The sequence below is a fragment of the Sulfitobacter sp. F26204 genome, assembly GCF_026410305.1.
Lineage (GTDB): Bacteria > Pseudomonadota > Alphaproteobacteria > Rhodobacterales > Rhodobacteraceae > Sulfitobacter.
The window spans coordinates 92,485-108,404 of the sequence record NZ_JAPMLQ010000010.1; the positions used below are offsets into that span (position 1 = coordinate 92,485).

Sequence of the window (15,920 nt, forward strand, 5' to 3'; positions counted from 1 at the left end):
TTCCTCTTTTGGAGAGGTCCGGCGGCTTGGAAAAAATTCTGTAATCTAATGCGCCGAGATCACCTCTCTCGTTGACGGGCATAAAACTCGGCCAACACATCTGAGCCAGTCGACACGGCCCCTTTGATCAACACCGACCCTGCCAGGCTCTCTTTGGAAAGCCGCACCAAGGTCCCCGACTTGATGTCTGCAAAACAGGTCATCCGCCGTCCGCGGCGCTTGTAATGCGTGCGTCGGACGTCCTGAACGGTTGATCCATCGGTGATGGTGACAGGTGCCGCGAGATGTATTTCATCACCCTCTTGGTAGTTTGGGATCGCGGCCCAGTCTTTGCATTTTTGCCGCCAACCGTGCGCATAGGACTTCGGGTCAGAGATTTCTGACAGACACGCGATAAGCCCAAGGGGTGCGCGTGCCTGCACGGGGCCCATGGTCTCATCCATATCCTTGTAACCAAAGCACCCCTGATCATAGCCGGTCAGAAACACAGCCGCGAATGTATATGCCCCGTCCGGGCCTGCAACATATTGGGTTTGCGTGAACGACGTTCCCGGTCTTGGTAAAGATCTGACAGCGACATACCAGACAGACCCTACTTTGCTCAGTCTAAGGGGCATCTGGCACAATGTATCGTTCTCAAAAGTGCAAATCCGTGTAATTTCTGCCTTTTCTTGAGCATGACCCCGGATGCGCTGGTCGGTATAAAAAAGCCACCCCATCACGCAGCTCCTTTCATCTCAATTGGATAGATCTTATCGAGCGGGACGCGGTAGGGCAGAGCATCGTCAAAATCGTCACTGTTTCCGTGATTTCGAACCCATGCATGGGTCGCTGTGAGATCCAGAATTTTGACGTGGAACACACCTCCGAGACCGGATGGCGTCTTGTAGATCTGACCGATCAAGGGCGTTTGCTTTCTGGGATCAAACACATCGATCACGTGGTTGGACACGCAGAGCATCAAGGTCGGGTCCCCGCGCGTGATGATCTGTTGCGCCGCCTGAATAGTGTCGAGGTGATAGATGCCGGTATAGCCACGAAAAATTGCCGTCACCTCAGCAACCCAGTTGGGATCAACTTGCGGGTTCTTCCCGTGCGCATAAACCTGCATTCCATTGGTGTCCGGCGCGCCGACTTCCTTGATCGAGGTCGCATCCAGCCCATTGGACATCAGGAAAACGCCCTGAGCGACGGAAAGGATCAGGCCGGGTTGCGTTACCTCACCGTCCCATTTGCGCATATATCTGGTACAGCTTTGTGCGTGTTTGATAATCTTGGCGACCTCAGGGGTCGCGAATTCGAGCAGGGCCATTTGTATCTCCGAAGATCTGTATTTGGGGATTTGTTTTTGATGTGCTGGGGCAAGACCCAAAGAAACAACGCTCCTTTGGGCCTTGCCAGTGATCAGGCGGCTTTGGCGTGATCTTCGACGTGATCTGGGACATCGCTGGTCTCAACTGTTGCAACCGGCGTGACGGTTTGCATATCAGGCGGGCACCATGTGGCCACGGCCGTGCGCTGTGCGTCGGTCAGGGTTGCAAAAGGCTCTGCAAAGAGCTGATCGCAAAAGGTGACCACGTCGTTCTTGCTGGAGCCGGCAAGATTGAGTGCTTCTTGGGTCAGACCGAGGTCTGCATTCAGCATATGCAAAAGCTGTGCCTTTTTGAAACGACCGAAGAGCGCTGCATTCGGGGCCCAGTGCGCGCGGATATCGGGCATGATTTCTGCTTCAAGGTCGTACATCAGGACGTCTGCGGTCCGGTTGCGCGCAAAACAGGGTTTGACCGTCAGCCCGACAGCGAACGCGACAAGTGCGGCCTTCTTGGAGCCATCAAGCGCACGGAACTTGGCAAATTGCTCGGCAGGTGAGCGGGTTTCATCGGCCCAGCTTAGATCCAGCGTTTCGCGGATCACGTCCATTTGCTCCTGCGCGGTTCGGTCAATCTCATCGAGCTTGGCGTGAGTGCGATGCTGAGCAGTTACCGTCAAGTCGATGGCGTAGGTACGAGCACCAGCGCAGAGCACATCGTTGATGATCTTGAACAGGGCAAAATCCGTGGCGGTTTCAGGATGGGATGCCAAGGCGGCTCCCAGAGCCATCGCCCGTTCCATCTGCAGGTCAGAGGAAAGTGCTGCAGAATAGGTAATGGCGTCGCTCTTGGTCACATCCTTTGGCGCTATGTTTCCGTCACCTCCAGAAGTCGCATTTGCGCAGGCTTGATCTTCTGGGCGGATCAGACCAACCGTCAGATGGACATTGCTGTGGTTCCAGGTCGCAAACACTCCGGCGTTCTTGAGGTCATCCGGCAGATACCCGGTTTGCAGCTCATCCGCCTCTTCGGTTAGCGTATCGATTTCATCATAGATCTCGTCCGCCTCGTCTTGGCTGATCTCTTCGGCAGACTGGCGATCTTCCAGAGCAGAAACCAGCGTTGCGATCTCCCCAAGTCGCGCTTGACCTGCTGCGTCCGGCACGATTGTTGCTGGATAGACGCGGCCATAGCTACTGAACATCTGGTAATCATGCTCACCCGCTGCATCTGCCCAGGCAAACCCAAGGCGGTCACGCTCGGCTTCGGCGGCCACCTGAAGTTTTTCGACCAAAACCTTTTTGGCCAGATCCATATCTTCAAGGACCGAATGCTCGTCGAGCAAGTCCGCGGCAACTCCTCCTCCTTTGGCTTCATAGTCGTCCCGGATGAACGCACCCAACGCGTCACCCACTTGAATCCCACGGGCGCGCAAAGTGGACTTGATCTGATGTGCATGCGGCCGCGCCCCGTCCTGGGTCAACGCCTCAAAGACTTCGAACTGGACTTCCGGGGAGGGATGATCGGCAAATGCCTTCATGGCATCCAGAGTGAGTGTCTTGGCCCGGACTGCTTCGCGGATGCTGGAATGAACAAGCCCGTACCGGAGGCGTTCTTTGACGGCAGTCTCTGTCGTACCGAAGGTCATCGCGATACTGGCGATCGACTGATTGTCGGTCTTCATCATCCGCGCAAAGGCTTCAAACTGGTCAATCGGCGACATTGGGGCCTGGGTGATGTTCTCAGCCAGGGAGATGGCAGTTGTCAGATCGCAATCGGCGGGCACGACCCGACATTCGACCTTCGTTTTGCTTGTAAATGCCTTCTCAGAGGTATCAGCAGCCAGTTCTTGTAGAGCGGCGCGACGACGACCGCCGCCCAAAACACCGTATTTCGACCCGATCTTCTGCACAACCAGAGGCTGGATGAGGCCGAGCGTCACAATGCTGGCCTTAAGATGTACAATATTCTCGGGTTCATAAGCCTCGACGGATTGAGCACGCACGTTGGCGGGATGCTGTTCCAGTTTTCCGATTTCAATCTGTTGGGATGTCATTTGGGTTGTCATGATGCTTCCTTTATTGGTTGGTTCGATCCCGAAATGTCAGGATCACCCCCCAAAGAAGCCTGCTTTTACTTTCCTTCCGTCCGCCGGATTCAGCCCCCGTCTTCCAGACCTTGGAGCACCCGGCCCATCTTCATTCCCCAGCAAGGTCCCGCAGGGACCGCGCAGCGCCCCATTTGATCGTAACCCTCCTGAGGAAGATCGACGTACATGCAGGTCTGCATGAGCCAAAGGAGATTGGGCAGCTCAGTTTGCTGAGATGGTCAAACGACTATTGGAACAGCGGAGATGTATCGTGCGGTGTTCTGGGGTGGAGCCGATTTATCGGCGCAGGCCTAGAGCAAGGTGCCCCGACTTGCGGGGCAGGGGCCATGAAACGCTCATCGGGCAATCCTTAGATGCCAACCGAAGAAATGCTTCACGAGGCTCACTTGTTTGGGCAATCTGGCCCAATGGAATGATGGACACAGAAACTACTTTTCATGTTTGAACTTGTCTGTCGCGAGAACTTTGGGCCTCAGGGCAGAAATATGACAGTTATTTACTTGATCCAATCCGGTACGCGACCCTCTGCTTCCTTTTTCTAAGCATTTTCAACGTTCCTAACTTCTAAGTGGTTATTTGAGCGAATTAGCCCGTCGGTTTGCTGTGTTATATATGTGTTATATAGTGTGTTAAGGCACTGAAAATCTAGATAAGTCATTGGTGCGTAATAATAAAATTGGACAAGCGGTGTGTGTTACCCCGAATGGAGGTGTCTGATACCCCGAACCATAGTGTGTGTTACCCCGAATCGGGCTCGGTGGATCTGCAGACACGTTGAGGGGGTTGCCCATCGTTTGGTTGTTCGATTCGGTTTCTGATGCCTCAATTTTAGACCGTTATCGGGCAAATGTTCCAGCATCGGTGGGTGAAACCCCGAACCAGCCCGACTTGGTGTGTAAAACCCCGAACCAGAGGAGCGTGTGTGATACCCCGAAAGATGGCCTCGGCCCTTAATAATCAGGCAATGGTGTGTGAAACCCCGAATACCCAGCCGCGGTGTGTAAAACCCCGAACCAGCCGATTGCATATTTTATAGTGTAAAGCGACATTTAGCCGGAATGCAGGTCTCCAAGTGTCTAATACCCCGAATCTCTTGACAGGTGTGTGAAACCCCGAATAGTTATCCACATGGTGTCTAATACCCCGAATCCAAATTTGCAGCTCCTACCGGAGCGCCACCCGCAAGATGACCTGTTCATCTGCGATGTGGCGGATGCAGTGCTGAAGGATGTGATGCCGCAGATGGAGCATCCGTTTTATTCACTCTCCAAGAAGCCTGAAACAGCTGTTCGACGCTACGAGCATAACGGTCATTGGGTAGAGATCACACCCAGTGTGAAGGGGTTGGCGACGATCTATGACAAGGACATCCTGATTTATTGTATTTCCCAGATCATGCATAAGCTGCGGGATGGAGAAGAGGTGTCTCGGCGCGTCCGCCTGAACTCCCGTGATCTGCTGGTGTTTGCCAACCGGGGAACGTCTGGCAAAGACTATCAAGCTCTTGTGCAGGCGGTGGACCGTTTGGCGGGCACGCGGATCAGCACAAACATTCAAACCGGCGACGAGGAACAATACGATACATTCGGCCTGATCGATGCGGCCTCTATCAGACGCAAGCACGGCAATGATGGGCGCTTGCTGTGGTGTGAGCTTAAACTTTCCGAGTGGGTGTTCAATGCGATCCGCGCGCAGGAAGTGCTGACGCTGCATAAGGACTACTTCAGGCTGCGCAAACCGATTGAACGCCGGGTCTATGAGATTGCCCGCAAACACTGTGGTCGCCAACCGACGTGGTCCATCAACTTGGATCTGCTGCATAAGAAATCCGGGTCAAAATCCTCGCTGAAAGAGTTTAGACGGTCCTTGCGGCATTTGGTCGAACATGATCATCTTCCCGACTATTCGGTCTCTTTCAAAGGAGATACGGATCTGCTCGTCTTTGTGAATCGGGGGACGATGTACAAAGAAGTTCAGGTGGTCGAGGCGGCGGCGCGCATCGTACTGGAAGCTGCGACTTATGAAGAGGCGCGCGACGCGGCACCGGGGTGGGACATCTACCATCTCGAAGGCGAGTGGAAGGCCTGGATGAGCGATGGTGGTCTTGACGCACCAAAAAACCCGGACCGGGCGTTTGTTGGGTTTTGTCGCAAGTGGTTTGAGAAGAGAGGCCGCCCCTGAATCTGGCCGACCGTCGTAGCGGTTTTGGCTTGTCCCGAGCCTTTGACGGTTGTGATTGCGGATAACTCAATTGATCTGACGCGCGCGTAACACCAGTGGCATCGAACCCAACCCGTTACAAACCCGTGGTTGAAAAGTGACACCTCGCACTTCCCTACGATTGTTCTTGCAGCATTTTTGCAAAAGTCTATGAACACTTTTGTTTAACGCCGAAGCATAAGACCGTGAAGTATTATGAACGATGTGCCTGTACCGAGTGTACCCCTCAATTTGGTCACCAATGAAGGCGTGGATGCGTGGCGCAGCCAAGGAGAGCCGTTCACAATTTCCTATGGTTTAATCGGGCATGAGAAGACAGGGCGTCCGCTTTACCGCGCACTGTTTGACAAGGCTGGCGAAACCTTTCTTCTCGTCGATCCCGACACATTGGACATTGTGGCAGCCCCGATCAGCTTCAGGGGCGAAGATGCGGTGATTGACCACCTGTTTGAAATTGCGCCAGGTGCGTCACCGGTGTTGCACCTGGACACAAGCGGGTTTGTCGACGGCAAGCTTCCGACCGCCGCCTGTTTTATGGCGCAAACATAGCATCATCTGGATCATAGGCGCGAGGTTAGTACCGGACCAACTCATAGCCGTGTCGGCCCTCGTAATCATGCCATTCAATGCCGACAGCACGATATAGTCCCATGCCGCTGTAACAACTTGTCGAAAGGGCCATCCACCCTGGCACATGATGGGCGCTTGATCTTGCCCAATTGAAGTCGCCTTGTCGGCCGTAGGTGCCCAAGAACGTGCGGTCGGTCTCTTGGCAATCGCCCTCGCTGCCTTGCGCACGGTGTTGATAATGATCCACGCGCCATACTTTGATGCTCCTTACAAAATCAAATGCAGCACCTGAAATATCGATATCGGCTGTTCCGTTGTCGTCAGAGATACTCTGGACCAGCAACAGCATTGCGGCTGTCTGGTCTGCAACATCATTTGGTGCCGACCTGTCTTGGGACCCTGCACCAAGGGATATCAACGTCGGCAACGTGTCGTTCGGGATCGATTGCGCCGGAACATTTTCAAAAGCATAGCGCAAGAAGGCCTCGCTTGGTGTCAATTTCTGCGGCGTGTTCAGCACCGTGCGCATCGGGCATCGCCAGATTTGAAGAGGCGGCTCAATAGGCCAAGGCGTGATCCTGCGTATGAATACGGCGCGCGCATGCGCACAGGGTGCAGAGGCGGGCCAGCCGCCAGACAAACACAACAAGATCGCACAATCAACTTGGTAGGCTTGGGCGGGTCGCGGCGCTATTGCGACAAGGCTGGACAGGGCGAGCACCAAGAGCAGGCAGCGGGTTTTGAGAAAGTCAGTCATTCAGGTCTCCGATTTGAGCGATGTGGGGCAGCGGGTGGTCAATTACTGCCCTGGGGGCGTGTCCAAGAGAGTGGTGTAGTCACGAATTGCGTCTTCAATCTCGAGGCGCGTTACGCCATGGGCATGTTGCAGGCAGTTGAGATAGTCTTGAGCGTCAGTGAAATATTGGGTGAACTCGGCCGAGAGCTCTGCTCTGAACTCACTCAGCATCTGCGGATCGTTTGGGAAAAGGGGGACCGCAGGGGGCAGACAAAAAACAGTCTGGGCGACCGCGGCGACTGGGAAGGTGCAGACACTTAGCAACAGGCCATATGCCGAGCGTCGAAGGGCCAAGTCGAATCGCGAAAACAAGCAAGAAGCTGCCACACCTGTGGCAGATAATTTCGTGGATAGAGTGAATGAACCCGGCGGCGCACTCATGGATTTTCGATAGTGTGGCGAATGGTCATGGGGGTGATATTTCCCAACGTCGTAAGGATTTGAGGTCACAGAGAGACAAGAAATCAGCCTCCTGGTGGTCTGATTTCAGCATACAACCTGAAATGGCATTGACTAGGTTAAATATGTATCCTAACGATGCGTACGTAAACTATTGTTATGCGCGAAGTGCTAGCGATGGTTGGAACGGTGGTGTTAGATGACCCAGACAAGTGGCTTTGGCTGCTGCTCTGGGGAGTCGAAAATGAGAGACAGATCGTCTGTGCGCAAGATGGCCGGGGTCCGCGAGGACGTTTTGGCTGGGGGAACGTTGGAAGTCGAATGCATCGAGGGTGCACAGAAGGATAAAGGTGTATGGCGGGGGCTTTGGCGGCTTTTCGTGTGTACGGCGGGTGATGATGGTGCGCCTTTGCGGGCACTGGTTGTCGTCGCAGGGGACGCAAGTCCAAAATACATCGTTACTGTATCCGGTCTGGTATCTCTTGCTGTTGAACTTGGCTTTACCGTTGTGAATATCCCCCTTGCCGCAGGCCAAAAAGAGGTTTGGGAAATTGCGGAGGACAACGGCTAACACTCTTTGGATCATTGCGCTTTGTGTGATCGCCGCCCTCTCAACAGCTTCAATCGGCTGCGCCGATGTTATAGACCTTGAAAAAGGTGAGTTCTCAAACACCACAAGAGTATCCAGCCCATTCGTGTCAGGGGTGCTGGACCTTGATCGGCCCGCCTCACAGGCCGCTGCCCAGTCAAACCCAATAACATTGCCACGCCTAACCGCCCCAAGACGGGGAAGTGCAGAAGTTGAGACGATGGTGCGCAGGGTTGCTGCACAATATCTCGATCATCCAGGGATCGCGGTCGTCGACATGTCTGGACTGCAGTGGCTCGCGCTCTTTCGGGCCAACATTGGTATTGAGTCCAATTTCAGACAATCAGCTGTGTCCCCTGCCGGGGCCATCGGTCTGGGCCAACTGATGCCCGGCACTGCACGTGTGTTGCGGGTTGACCCGCATGATGCCGAAGAAAACCTGCATGGGTCGGCCCGCTACCTTCTGGCCCAGATGTTGAAATTTCGATCCGCTCAACTGGCGCTTGCCGCCTACAACGCGGGTCCTGAAGCCGTCACTCGTTATGGCGGCATTCCGCCCTATCGCGAAACGCAAGAACACGTCGTCAAAGTGTTTGCGCTTTATCGCGCAACGATTCCTCAGGAGAACTTATAATGAAAAGATTTAAGCCTCTATTGGCTCTGATCCCCCTCTTTGTCTTGATTGCACAGCCCGCGCTCGCACAAAACCTCGATCCGTTGGAAAACATGCTGCAAACGGTCGTCGATGCACTCACCGGACCAATTGGCCGGCTTGTCGGCATCCTGGGCCTGGTCGCTGCTGGATATATGATGTTCACCGGGCGTCTCAACTGGCCGCTCTTCTTGGCAATTTTCCTTGGCATCGTTTTGGTGTTTTCCGCCGCGACAATCATTGACGGTTTCGCCGCCCCGTAAGAACCCCCGCGCCCTGCTTTCGACGTAGGCGAGCAGGGCGTAACCAATTTGACAAAGTGATTGCCCATGCGCGAAACACCCATCTTTCTTGGACTGACAAGACCTCCCAAGTTCTTTGGGTTGCCCATTGGATATTTCATTGGGCTGATGATGACGGCTGTCATCCCCTTTGTCGGGTTGGATGAGTGGAAATTCCTGCTTCTGATCCCTGCAGCCTATCCGGTCTTGTGGGTGATTGCGGACCGCAATCCGGCATTGTTCGAGATTTTGGCGACCGTCTACACGGCCACGCCGCCCACGACGAACCGCGCCATTCGGGGCGGGGACAGCTATGGCCCCACGCTGTCGATGGCGGGATCAAATACCGCTCAGTTGATTGGAAAAGCGGCCAGCAAGGAAGAGCCGGCGGCGCGGCATCTGCCATATATGTCAGCACTTACAGATGAGATCATTCTGACGCGGCAAGGGGATCTGATGGCTTCGGCTGTGGTGGAGGGCCTCGACAGCTTCACATCTGATGATGGTGAAGTGGATACGCAGGCCGAGGCCTTTGCCCGTCAGGTTGGGCAGTTCGGAGAACAATTCGGGTTTTACGTCAACAAGATCACCATCCCGGAAAAGGTCGATCTTGATCCTGTTGATGAAGATGCGTTTACGACCGAGGTGGATCGACGTTGGCTGTCAGATGTCACATCACGCAATCTCAAACGGCGCGTGATCATGATCTCTTTGCTGTTGCGACCCAGCATCTCTGATAAACTGGGCCTGTCGAAGTTCTTCTCGCCCAAGAAAGAGAACGCGCAGTTTCGCGCCGAACTTATCGAGCGCAAAGACAAGCTCAATGAAGCCATGCGGTTGCTCGAAGGAATGCATCAGGGCGTCGGGTTCAGGCGGTTGCGTGTGGGAGATGGGGAATGGTTGGGGCTCTTGGGCGCTGTTCAGGGCCAAAGCTATCAGCCTCGACATGCTGTGCCTGGTCAGTTTCTCTCTACTGCCGGGGTCAACAGCGAGTTCACCTTCAAGGGCAAGCTCGTTGAAATCGACAATGGTCAGGAAAAGCGGTTTGGTGCCTTGTTCGGGGTTCAGGCCTATAGCCCCAACACTTGGCCGACCATGCTTGACGCGTTGGAACTGCCCTTTGATATTGTGATCACCAACAGTTTCACGCCGCAGCGCAACAACGCGGTTGTTGAGAAAATGAAGCTGGTGGCACGGCAGATGAAGGCGACTGACGATGCCGCCCGCTCGCAACAGCAGGACCTGGAGCTTTCGGCAGACAACGTGGCTTCAGGGCGACAGGTGTACGGCATTCACCACCTGTCCGTGATGGTCACAGCCGACAGCCCGAAAGAGCTTGAGATCGCGGCTTCCGAAGTCTGGCGTGCGGCGCAGGAAACCGGGGCGACAATGATCCGCGAACGGGCGAACTATTGGGCGTTTAAAGGTGTGATATCCGCGCTGTTCTTCGCACAGGCCCCCGGCAATTGGTCGCATCGGGTGCGCACGGCTCTATTATCCTCAGACAATTTTTCCGAGATGGCAGCGTTTCACAAAGCACGGCCCGGCCGTGTCAAAGATCAATCCCCTTGGGGAGAGGTCATCACCGTCTTTCCCACAATTTCATCGGGCATGTACCGTTTCAATTTTCATGAAGCGGGCAAGCGGCTGGAAGAGCCAAGTGCGGGTCACACCTTGGTGCTCGGTCGAACAGGATCAGGCAAGACCATTGGAACGGCGTTTCTAATGGCGCAGGCGCGCCGCGTTGGGGCGAGGGTTTTGGTCTTTGACAAAGATCAGGGTCTTGAGATGGCGGTGCGGGCGATGGGCGGGGCCTATAGTTCGATCAAAGTGGGTGAAGCGACAGGCTTCAATCCCTTTCAGACGGAGACGGACGAGCGCGGAGCCGCTTGGCTAACCGATTGGCTGACGGACATTCTGGCCCGCAACAAGCCACTGACGACGACGCAGACCGTCGCGATCAATAACGCCGTGCGCCAGATCACCTCTGCGCAAGAAGGCTTGCGCACATTTGGGGGGTTGGAGAGCCTTGTCACCTCCACTGATGACGACGGAGATCTGCTTGCGCGCGTGCGTGAATGGACGTTGGGGGGTCGCTACAGCTGGCTTTTTTCAAAGCAGGCAGACCAGCCCATTGAAATCGGTGAGGAGGTTGTCGGTCTCGATATGTCCGAAATTCTAGATCTTAGCACAGAACGTTCGGCGCTTCTGGCCTATCTCTTCCGCCGGATTGAGCGGGTGATCGAGGATCGCAAGCCGACCATGATTGTCATCGACGAAGCGTGGAAGATGCTGAACGACGAGATGTTTGAGAAGCGCCTTCATGATTGGCTTGTAACGATGCGCAAGAAGAACTGCGTCGTGATCATGCTGACGCAAACACCGGGCCACCTTGAAAAGAGCTCCGTGGGGCAGATCATCGCGGAAAGCGTGACCACGCAAGTGCTGTATCCAAACGCGCGTGCGAACCCGGAGGATTACAGAATCTTGCGGCTCAACGACCGCGAAGCAGATTTTCTATCACGCGGTGCCGGTGCGATGCGGATCGCATTGGTGCGCTCGGGAAGTGACAGCGTCTTTGTCGACATGGATCTGGGTGGCCTCGGAAGCGCGCTGACAGTTTTGGGTGGTGGGCGCACCGGCGAAGAGCGCGCACCTCACAATTGGCGCAAGGAGACCGAGTTTTGGAGACATATGGCATGAAGTGGATCACAGGAATTCTGTTGGCCTCGGTTGTTGCGGGCTGCTCTGGGGTCAGCACGGGCAAACGGTCGGATTGTTTTGGCAGGACGGATATCAGTGACACGTTTGTGACAAGAGACGGAACCAGCGTGTCGTTGTACGGCGGGTTTGCAGCTGTCGCATCGGCTGACGACTGTGGGTTTGTGGATTTTTGAGATGAAAGGGATTGGTCTCACAAAATTCGGTCTGCTGATTGTGCTGGCCAGTCCTGTTTGGGGGCAGGGGGTGCCGATTGTGGATGGCACCCGCCTTTCAAACGCCATCTCGCGGCTTTCAGAGCGCGCGCGTGACTTCACTGAACAAGGGACGAAGCTGACCACTCGGGATGAGCAGAGCACGCTGGAACAAGATCAGCTCGACGCTTTTGAACGGTTTCTGGAACAGACAACAGGCACAACTGACATCTCCGGTTTCGAGACAGGTGGCGGCGGTATGCCAGGTGCTGCCGCGACATTTCCAATAGAGGAAGATCATCCGGACCAGCAGCGGTTGTTTGGCGACAATGCATCTGTCGAGCAGATGATTATCACCACTGCGGCGCGGTACGAGAACCATGCGGGTGTGCGAAGGGTTGGACTAACGCCGACCACCTGGCGCATTCTGTTTCAGTCTTTGATCAAACAGGAAAGCCGGTTCAATAATGCTGCCGTAAGCCATGTCGGTGCGCGTGGCTTTTGTCAGCTTATGCCGGGTACGGCCGCCGATCTCGGCGTAGATCCAAGAGACCCATGGCAAAACCTGGACGGAGGTGCGCGCTACATTGCCACCCAGCTCAATACCTATGGCCGGATAGACCATGCCCTTGCGGCCTATAACGCGGGGCCCGGCAATGTGAACAAATATGGTGGCATACCGCCGTTTGAGGAAACGCAAAATTACGTGCGCCGGATCCGGGGCTACTATGACGAATATCTGAGCATTATCACAGGGGCGGACATGACAGGCTCCCTCAACGGCATTGACGGTGCAAACGCTGCCTGGGGGAATTGGGCCGACGCCTCTAACGGATATGGGGCCTATCAAAGCGGGCAGGTGGATCAGGCAATGCGTCGGGTTTCCGAGTTGCTGCGTCAGGCCAAGCCAAATTCGGCCAAACAGGCTGTTGATCACAATACCTACATGATGGCGGAGCGTGCGCGGCTGATGGCTCTGACCCTGCGGATGCGGGCGGCCCACGTCAAAGTCGAAGCGGCAGCCGGAATGAACTCTGCCGCGCAAGACCTTCAATACACAACATTCTGGGAGTTCTCTGATGAAGGCTAGCATCAATGCAGCAATCATGGCCTTGGGCATCATGTTGTTGCCAATCTCGGCGCAGGCGCAGGGTGTCCCGGTCATAGACGGGACCAATCTTGCAAAGAATGTGGAGCAACTTCAGGCCGCATTGCGCGACGCAGAAAACCAGATTGCACAGATTGAAGAGCTCAAAAGGCAGGTTGAGTTGCAAATCGAGCAACTTACCAATCTTGAGAACATTCTGGGTTCCATCACGGGATTGAACGAGATCGCGTCCCTTTACAATTCAGTTGAGGACATCCGCAGCCGGGCAGCCAAGATTACCGATCTAAGCGGTTTTAGAAACGCACTGTCTATCGGCGACTTTGATGGTCTGCTCGACAATTTGCTTGATGGTGATGTGACAATGGGGGAGCGCCGTGCAGCCGATGCGATGCGTGAAACGATGGCAAGTGCGGGGTTTACGCAAGAGCGGCTGCAGGGGCTTTCATCGTCCGACAATGCGGCGGATGGGTTGATCGCTGAGACGGCTGCGGCAAATGCAACTGCCATCGCAGCAGCGCAACTCTCCTATGAGGAGGCCGCGCAAAGCCTCGAGAGAATTGACGGGTTGGTGGGTCAGATTGCCAACCAATCGACGATGAAGGAATCCATCGACCTCAACACGCGGATGGCTGCTGAGACCAATTTCATGCTTGGGCAGATGTGGCGGCTCAACGCCGCGCAAGGTCTGGCGTCGGGTCAAAACGGGATCAACTGGGCCGCTGAGCAAGCAAAGGAACGTGCGTTCTTTGATTTTTCGGGAGCGGCAGAATGATGTCTCGCGCTATTTTTACATTGCTCGTTGGAATACAATTTGGGTCGTCACTGGCTGCGGATGAACTGAAGAGTTTAACGCCGTTAGAGCTTCAAGAGAGTGCAGTCAGCGCTGTCGATGATAGCGATGCGCCAAGACTGTTGAATATCATGAAGGAGATGCAAAGCCGTCAACTATTGTTCTTTGTCGACCCAAACCGGGAGGGGTGTGAACGAGAGCCGGACCGGGTTGGCATCTTGCAGTCCAAGCCCTTTGCCTGGGCTGCCGCTCGGCAGGCCTACTTCACTTTTCTCAGGCAGGAGCAAATGGCGCGCGGCGACTGCGGTTGCATCACTGGTCAGACAACTTTTGACGAGTTTGCGGTTCAAATGTTTGGCGCGACGGCAGCGACAATGAGCGAAGAACAGTTCCAAGAGTTGCTCGAGTTCAAGCTGGAACAAGAAAATCTGACCTCGGCAAGGCATCGGGACTATGTCGCCAAGACCTGTGCTGGGGAATAGTACATGGCTGTTATCGACGATGTTCTGAGCGGAGTTGACGCCACTGTGGCCAGCATAGGAGCGGATGCGTTTGATGCCGTTGCTGGTTCGGTTGCGCCGGTCTTTCAGGTTGCTGCGGTATTGGTTGTCGCCCTAACAGGTGCCAACCTTGCCATTCAGGCAGTCCCAATGACGGTGCCCAACGGGATTAGCCTAATTCTGCGTGTTGTCTTAGTCGCGATTTTTCTGAGCAGTTTTGGCAATTTCTTTGCAGTTTATGACGCCATAACGGAAGCCCCTTCTCGATTTGGGGCTACCGTCTTGGGTGCAGTTACGGGAGGAACGGTTGGGGATCTTTACCAAGGGCTCGACGAACTCTATGGCCGTAGCCTCGATGTGGGCAATGCGATTAGCCAGAATGGATCGTACCTAGCAGGTGCGATTGCAGGGGTCGTCATGTTTCTCATCTCTGCACTGATGGCAACCATTAGCATTATTGTGATTGCCGCTGCGAAGTTGATGATCGGGGTGCTTATCATCATTGCGCCACTTGCCATTGTTTCCACCATGTTTAAGCAAAGTGCGCCATTCTTCGAAGCTTACGTAAAGCTTGCACTTGGCTTCGCTCTGGTCCCGATGCTTGCTGCGGCTATGGCTGGTTTCACGATAGCCACTGCCGGTGCTGTTACGCCCGCCGATCTTTCGAATGCTGAGACGATTGGCGATATGGTGAGCTTTATTGTGGTGATGATGCTTGGTGCCGGGCTGATGTTGATGGTCCCATCGATAGCGCAATCCTTGGCGCAAACTGGAATCGGGCTTGGGGCAATCGCGTTTTCAACCTACGCGCAAGGTAAAGCACTTGGTGTTGGCGCGGCATCGGCAACAGATTCTGGGACGCGGTTTGCAAGGGGAGCTGCAGAGCGTGCGATGGGTAAGCCCTTGGCTCGGGATGCAACAGCCCCGCGGCGGGCAGGGTTTGCCAGTACCAACACAGTGATTTCCCTTGCTCAAAGAATGCAGCGGAAATGAATGCGAAAGAAAAGAAAGAGCGCGTGTCGTGAGTGAACATGGTTTTGACATTGATTTGATTCTAGAACCACGCCGCAGTGCGCGGCGTGCCTGGACTGTTGCATGGATTGCGGTTGCATTGGCATTTCTGCTCGGGCTTGCGCTGGTGGTGCTAATGCCGCTTAGAACGACAGAGGTGTTTACAGTCCTGGTCGACAAGACAACTGGACAGGCGGAGCGCATCGTTCAGGTCCAGCCGACAGGCATTCAGGATGAAGAAGCGATTAAACAGGCTCTGCTTGTCGCTTATGTCACGGACCGCGAAAGCTTTATACTTGCTGGCATCCAACAACGACTGGAAAGCGTTCAGCGCAGGTCAACCGGTTCAGCTGAAAGGGCGCTGCGCAATCTGTGGACCGACAGCAGTAACAACCAGGACTATCCGCCGCGTATCTACGGGCAGGGGGCCGAGGTCACCATCACAGTTAAAGCGATCAACTTTCTGGAGCCGCTCGTAGCACAGGTTCGTTTTGAGAAGACATTGCGCAGGACACGTCAGCAGATTGTCACCCGTGCGTTTGTTGCAACCATTGGGTTCGAGTTTGAGCCGCGACGGGAACGCCAGCTTCAACGTGTCTGGGAGAACCCTCTGGGATTTGTGGTCTCGACGTACCGGGTTGACGCCGAAACTCTTGGGGAAAATTGAAG

15 protein-coding genes are annotated in these 15,920 nt (G+C 54.9%); 11 read left to right on the top strand and 4 right to left on the bottom strand.

All coding sequences use genetic code 11. The features are described 5' to 3' along the window. Window positions 1-59 precede the first annotated feature (59 nt). The 3 genes from OS190_RS18470 to OS190_RS18480 form a co-directional block, all read right to left on the bottom strand. Window positions 60-719, bottom strand: coding sequence for a DUF6927 domain-containing protein (locus tag OS190_RS18470; RefSeq protein ID WP_267160180.1), 660 nt, complete (start codon window positions 717-719; stop codon window positions 60-62). Further along, window positions 719-1,312, bottom strand: coding sequence for a DUF3085 domain-containing protein (locus OS190_RS18475; RefSeq protein ID WP_267160181.1), 594 nt, complete (start codon window positions 1,310-1,312; stop codon window positions 719-721). Before OS190_RS18475 ends, OS190_RS18470 begins: the two co-directional genes overlap by 1 nt. 92 nt (window positions 1,313-1,404) lie before the next feature. Further along, window positions 1,405-3,378 carry a ParB/RepB/Spo0J family partition protein gene (locus OS190_RS18480; RefSeq protein ID WP_267160182.1) on the bottom strand — a complete coding sequence of 658 codons (1,974 nt, stop codon included), beginning with the start codon at window positions 3,376-3,378 and terminating at the stop codon, window positions 1,405-1,407. 1,170 nt (window positions 3,379-4,548) lie between these two features. On the opposite strand from OS190_RS18480, the gene OS190_RS18485 reads away from it, so the two are divergent. Further along, entirely contained in the window at window positions 4,549-5,601 is a 1,053-nt protein-coding gene (locus OS190_RS18485; RefSeq protein WP_267160183.1) for a replication initiator protein A, read from the top strand. A 234-nt stretch (window positions 5,602-5,835) separates the two neighbouring features. Next, complete coding sequence (locus tag OS190_RS18490; protein WP_267160184.1) at window positions 5,836-6,189, top strand: hypothetical protein; 354 nt, start codon at window positions 5,836-5,838, stop codon at window positions 6,187-6,189. A gap of 25 nt (window positions 6,190-6,214) precedes the next feature. Here OS190_RS18490 and OS190_RS18495 read toward each other — a convergent pair whose 3' ends face one another. Continuing rightward, on the bottom strand, window positions 6,215-6,967 hold the full coding sequence (locus tag OS190_RS18495) for a hypothetical protein (RefSeq protein ID WP_267160185.1): 753 nt from the start codon (window positions 6,965-6,967) through the stop codon (window positions 6,215-6,217). A gap of 682 nt (window positions 6,968-7,649) precedes the next feature. Here OS190_RS18495 and OS190_RS18500 point away from each other — a divergent pair. The 9 genes from OS190_RS18500 to OS190_RS18540 all read left to right on the top strand — a co-directional run bounded on the left by OS190_RS18500 (window position 7,650) and on the right by OS190_RS18540 (window position 15,918). Then, complete coding sequence (locus OS190_RS18500) at window positions 7,650-7,976, top strand: hypothetical protein (protein ID WP_203243541.1); 327 nt, start codon at window positions 7,650-7,652, stop codon at window positions 7,974-7,976. 238 nt (window positions 7,977-8,214) lie between these two features. After that, the gene (locus tag OS190_RS18505; RefSeq protein ID WP_323370737.1) at window positions 8,215-8,628 is read left to right on the top strand and encodes a lytic transglycosylase domain-containing protein; all 414 of its coding nucleotides are present in this window, start codon (window positions 8,215-8,217) and stop codon (window positions 8,626-8,628) included. Next, window positions 8,628-8,909, top strand: coding sequence for a TrbC/VirB2 family protein (locus tag OS190_RS18510; protein WP_267160186.1), 282 nt, complete (start codon window positions 8,628-8,630; stop codon window positions 8,907-8,909). Before OS190_RS18505 ends, OS190_RS18510 begins: the two co-directional genes overlap by 1 nt. Before the next feature lie 66 nt (window positions 8,910-8,975). Continuing rightward, window positions 8,976-11,630 carry a VirB4 family type IV secretion/conjugal transfer ATPase gene (locus tag OS190_RS18515; protein WP_267160187.1) on the top strand — a complete coding sequence of 885 codons (2,655 nt, stop codon included), beginning with the start codon at window positions 8,976-8,978 and terminating at the stop codon, window positions 11,628-11,630. 195 nt (window positions 11,631-11,825) lie between these two features. Beyond that, complete coding sequence (locus OS190_RS20520) at window positions 11,826-12,932, top strand: lytic transglycosylase domain-containing protein (RefSeq protein WP_323370738.1); 1,107 nt, start codon at window positions 11,826-11,828, stop codon at window positions 12,930-12,932. Then, window positions 12,922-13,722, top strand: a complete 801-nt coding sequence (locus OS190_RS18525) for a type IV secretion system protein (RefSeq protein ID WP_267160188.1) — start codon at window positions 12,922-12,924, stop codon at window positions 13,720-13,722. The genes OS190_RS20520 and OS190_RS18525 overlap by 11 nt, the downstream gene beginning before the upstream one ends. Then, on the top strand, window positions 13,719-14,222 hold the full coding sequence (locus OS190_RS18530) for a hypothetical protein (protein ID WP_267160189.1): 504 nt from the start codon (window positions 13,719-13,721) through the stop codon (window positions 14,220-14,222). Before OS190_RS18525 ends, OS190_RS18530 begins: the two co-directional genes overlap by 4 nt. A 3-nt stretch (window positions 14,223-14,225) precedes the next feature. Continuing rightward, complete coding sequence (locus OS190_RS18535; RefSeq protein ID WP_203243547.1) at window positions 14,226-15,233, top strand: TrbL/VirB6 family protein; 1,008 nt, start codon at window positions 14,226-14,228, stop codon at window positions 15,231-15,233. Between the two features lie 28 nt (window positions 15,234-15,261). Further along, window positions 15,262-15,918, top strand: coding sequence for a VirB8 family type IV secretion system protein (locus tag OS190_RS18540; protein ID WP_219581376.1), 657 nt, complete (start codon window positions 15,262-15,264; stop codon window positions 15,916-15,918). Window positions 15,919-15,920 lie beyond the last annotated feature (2 nt).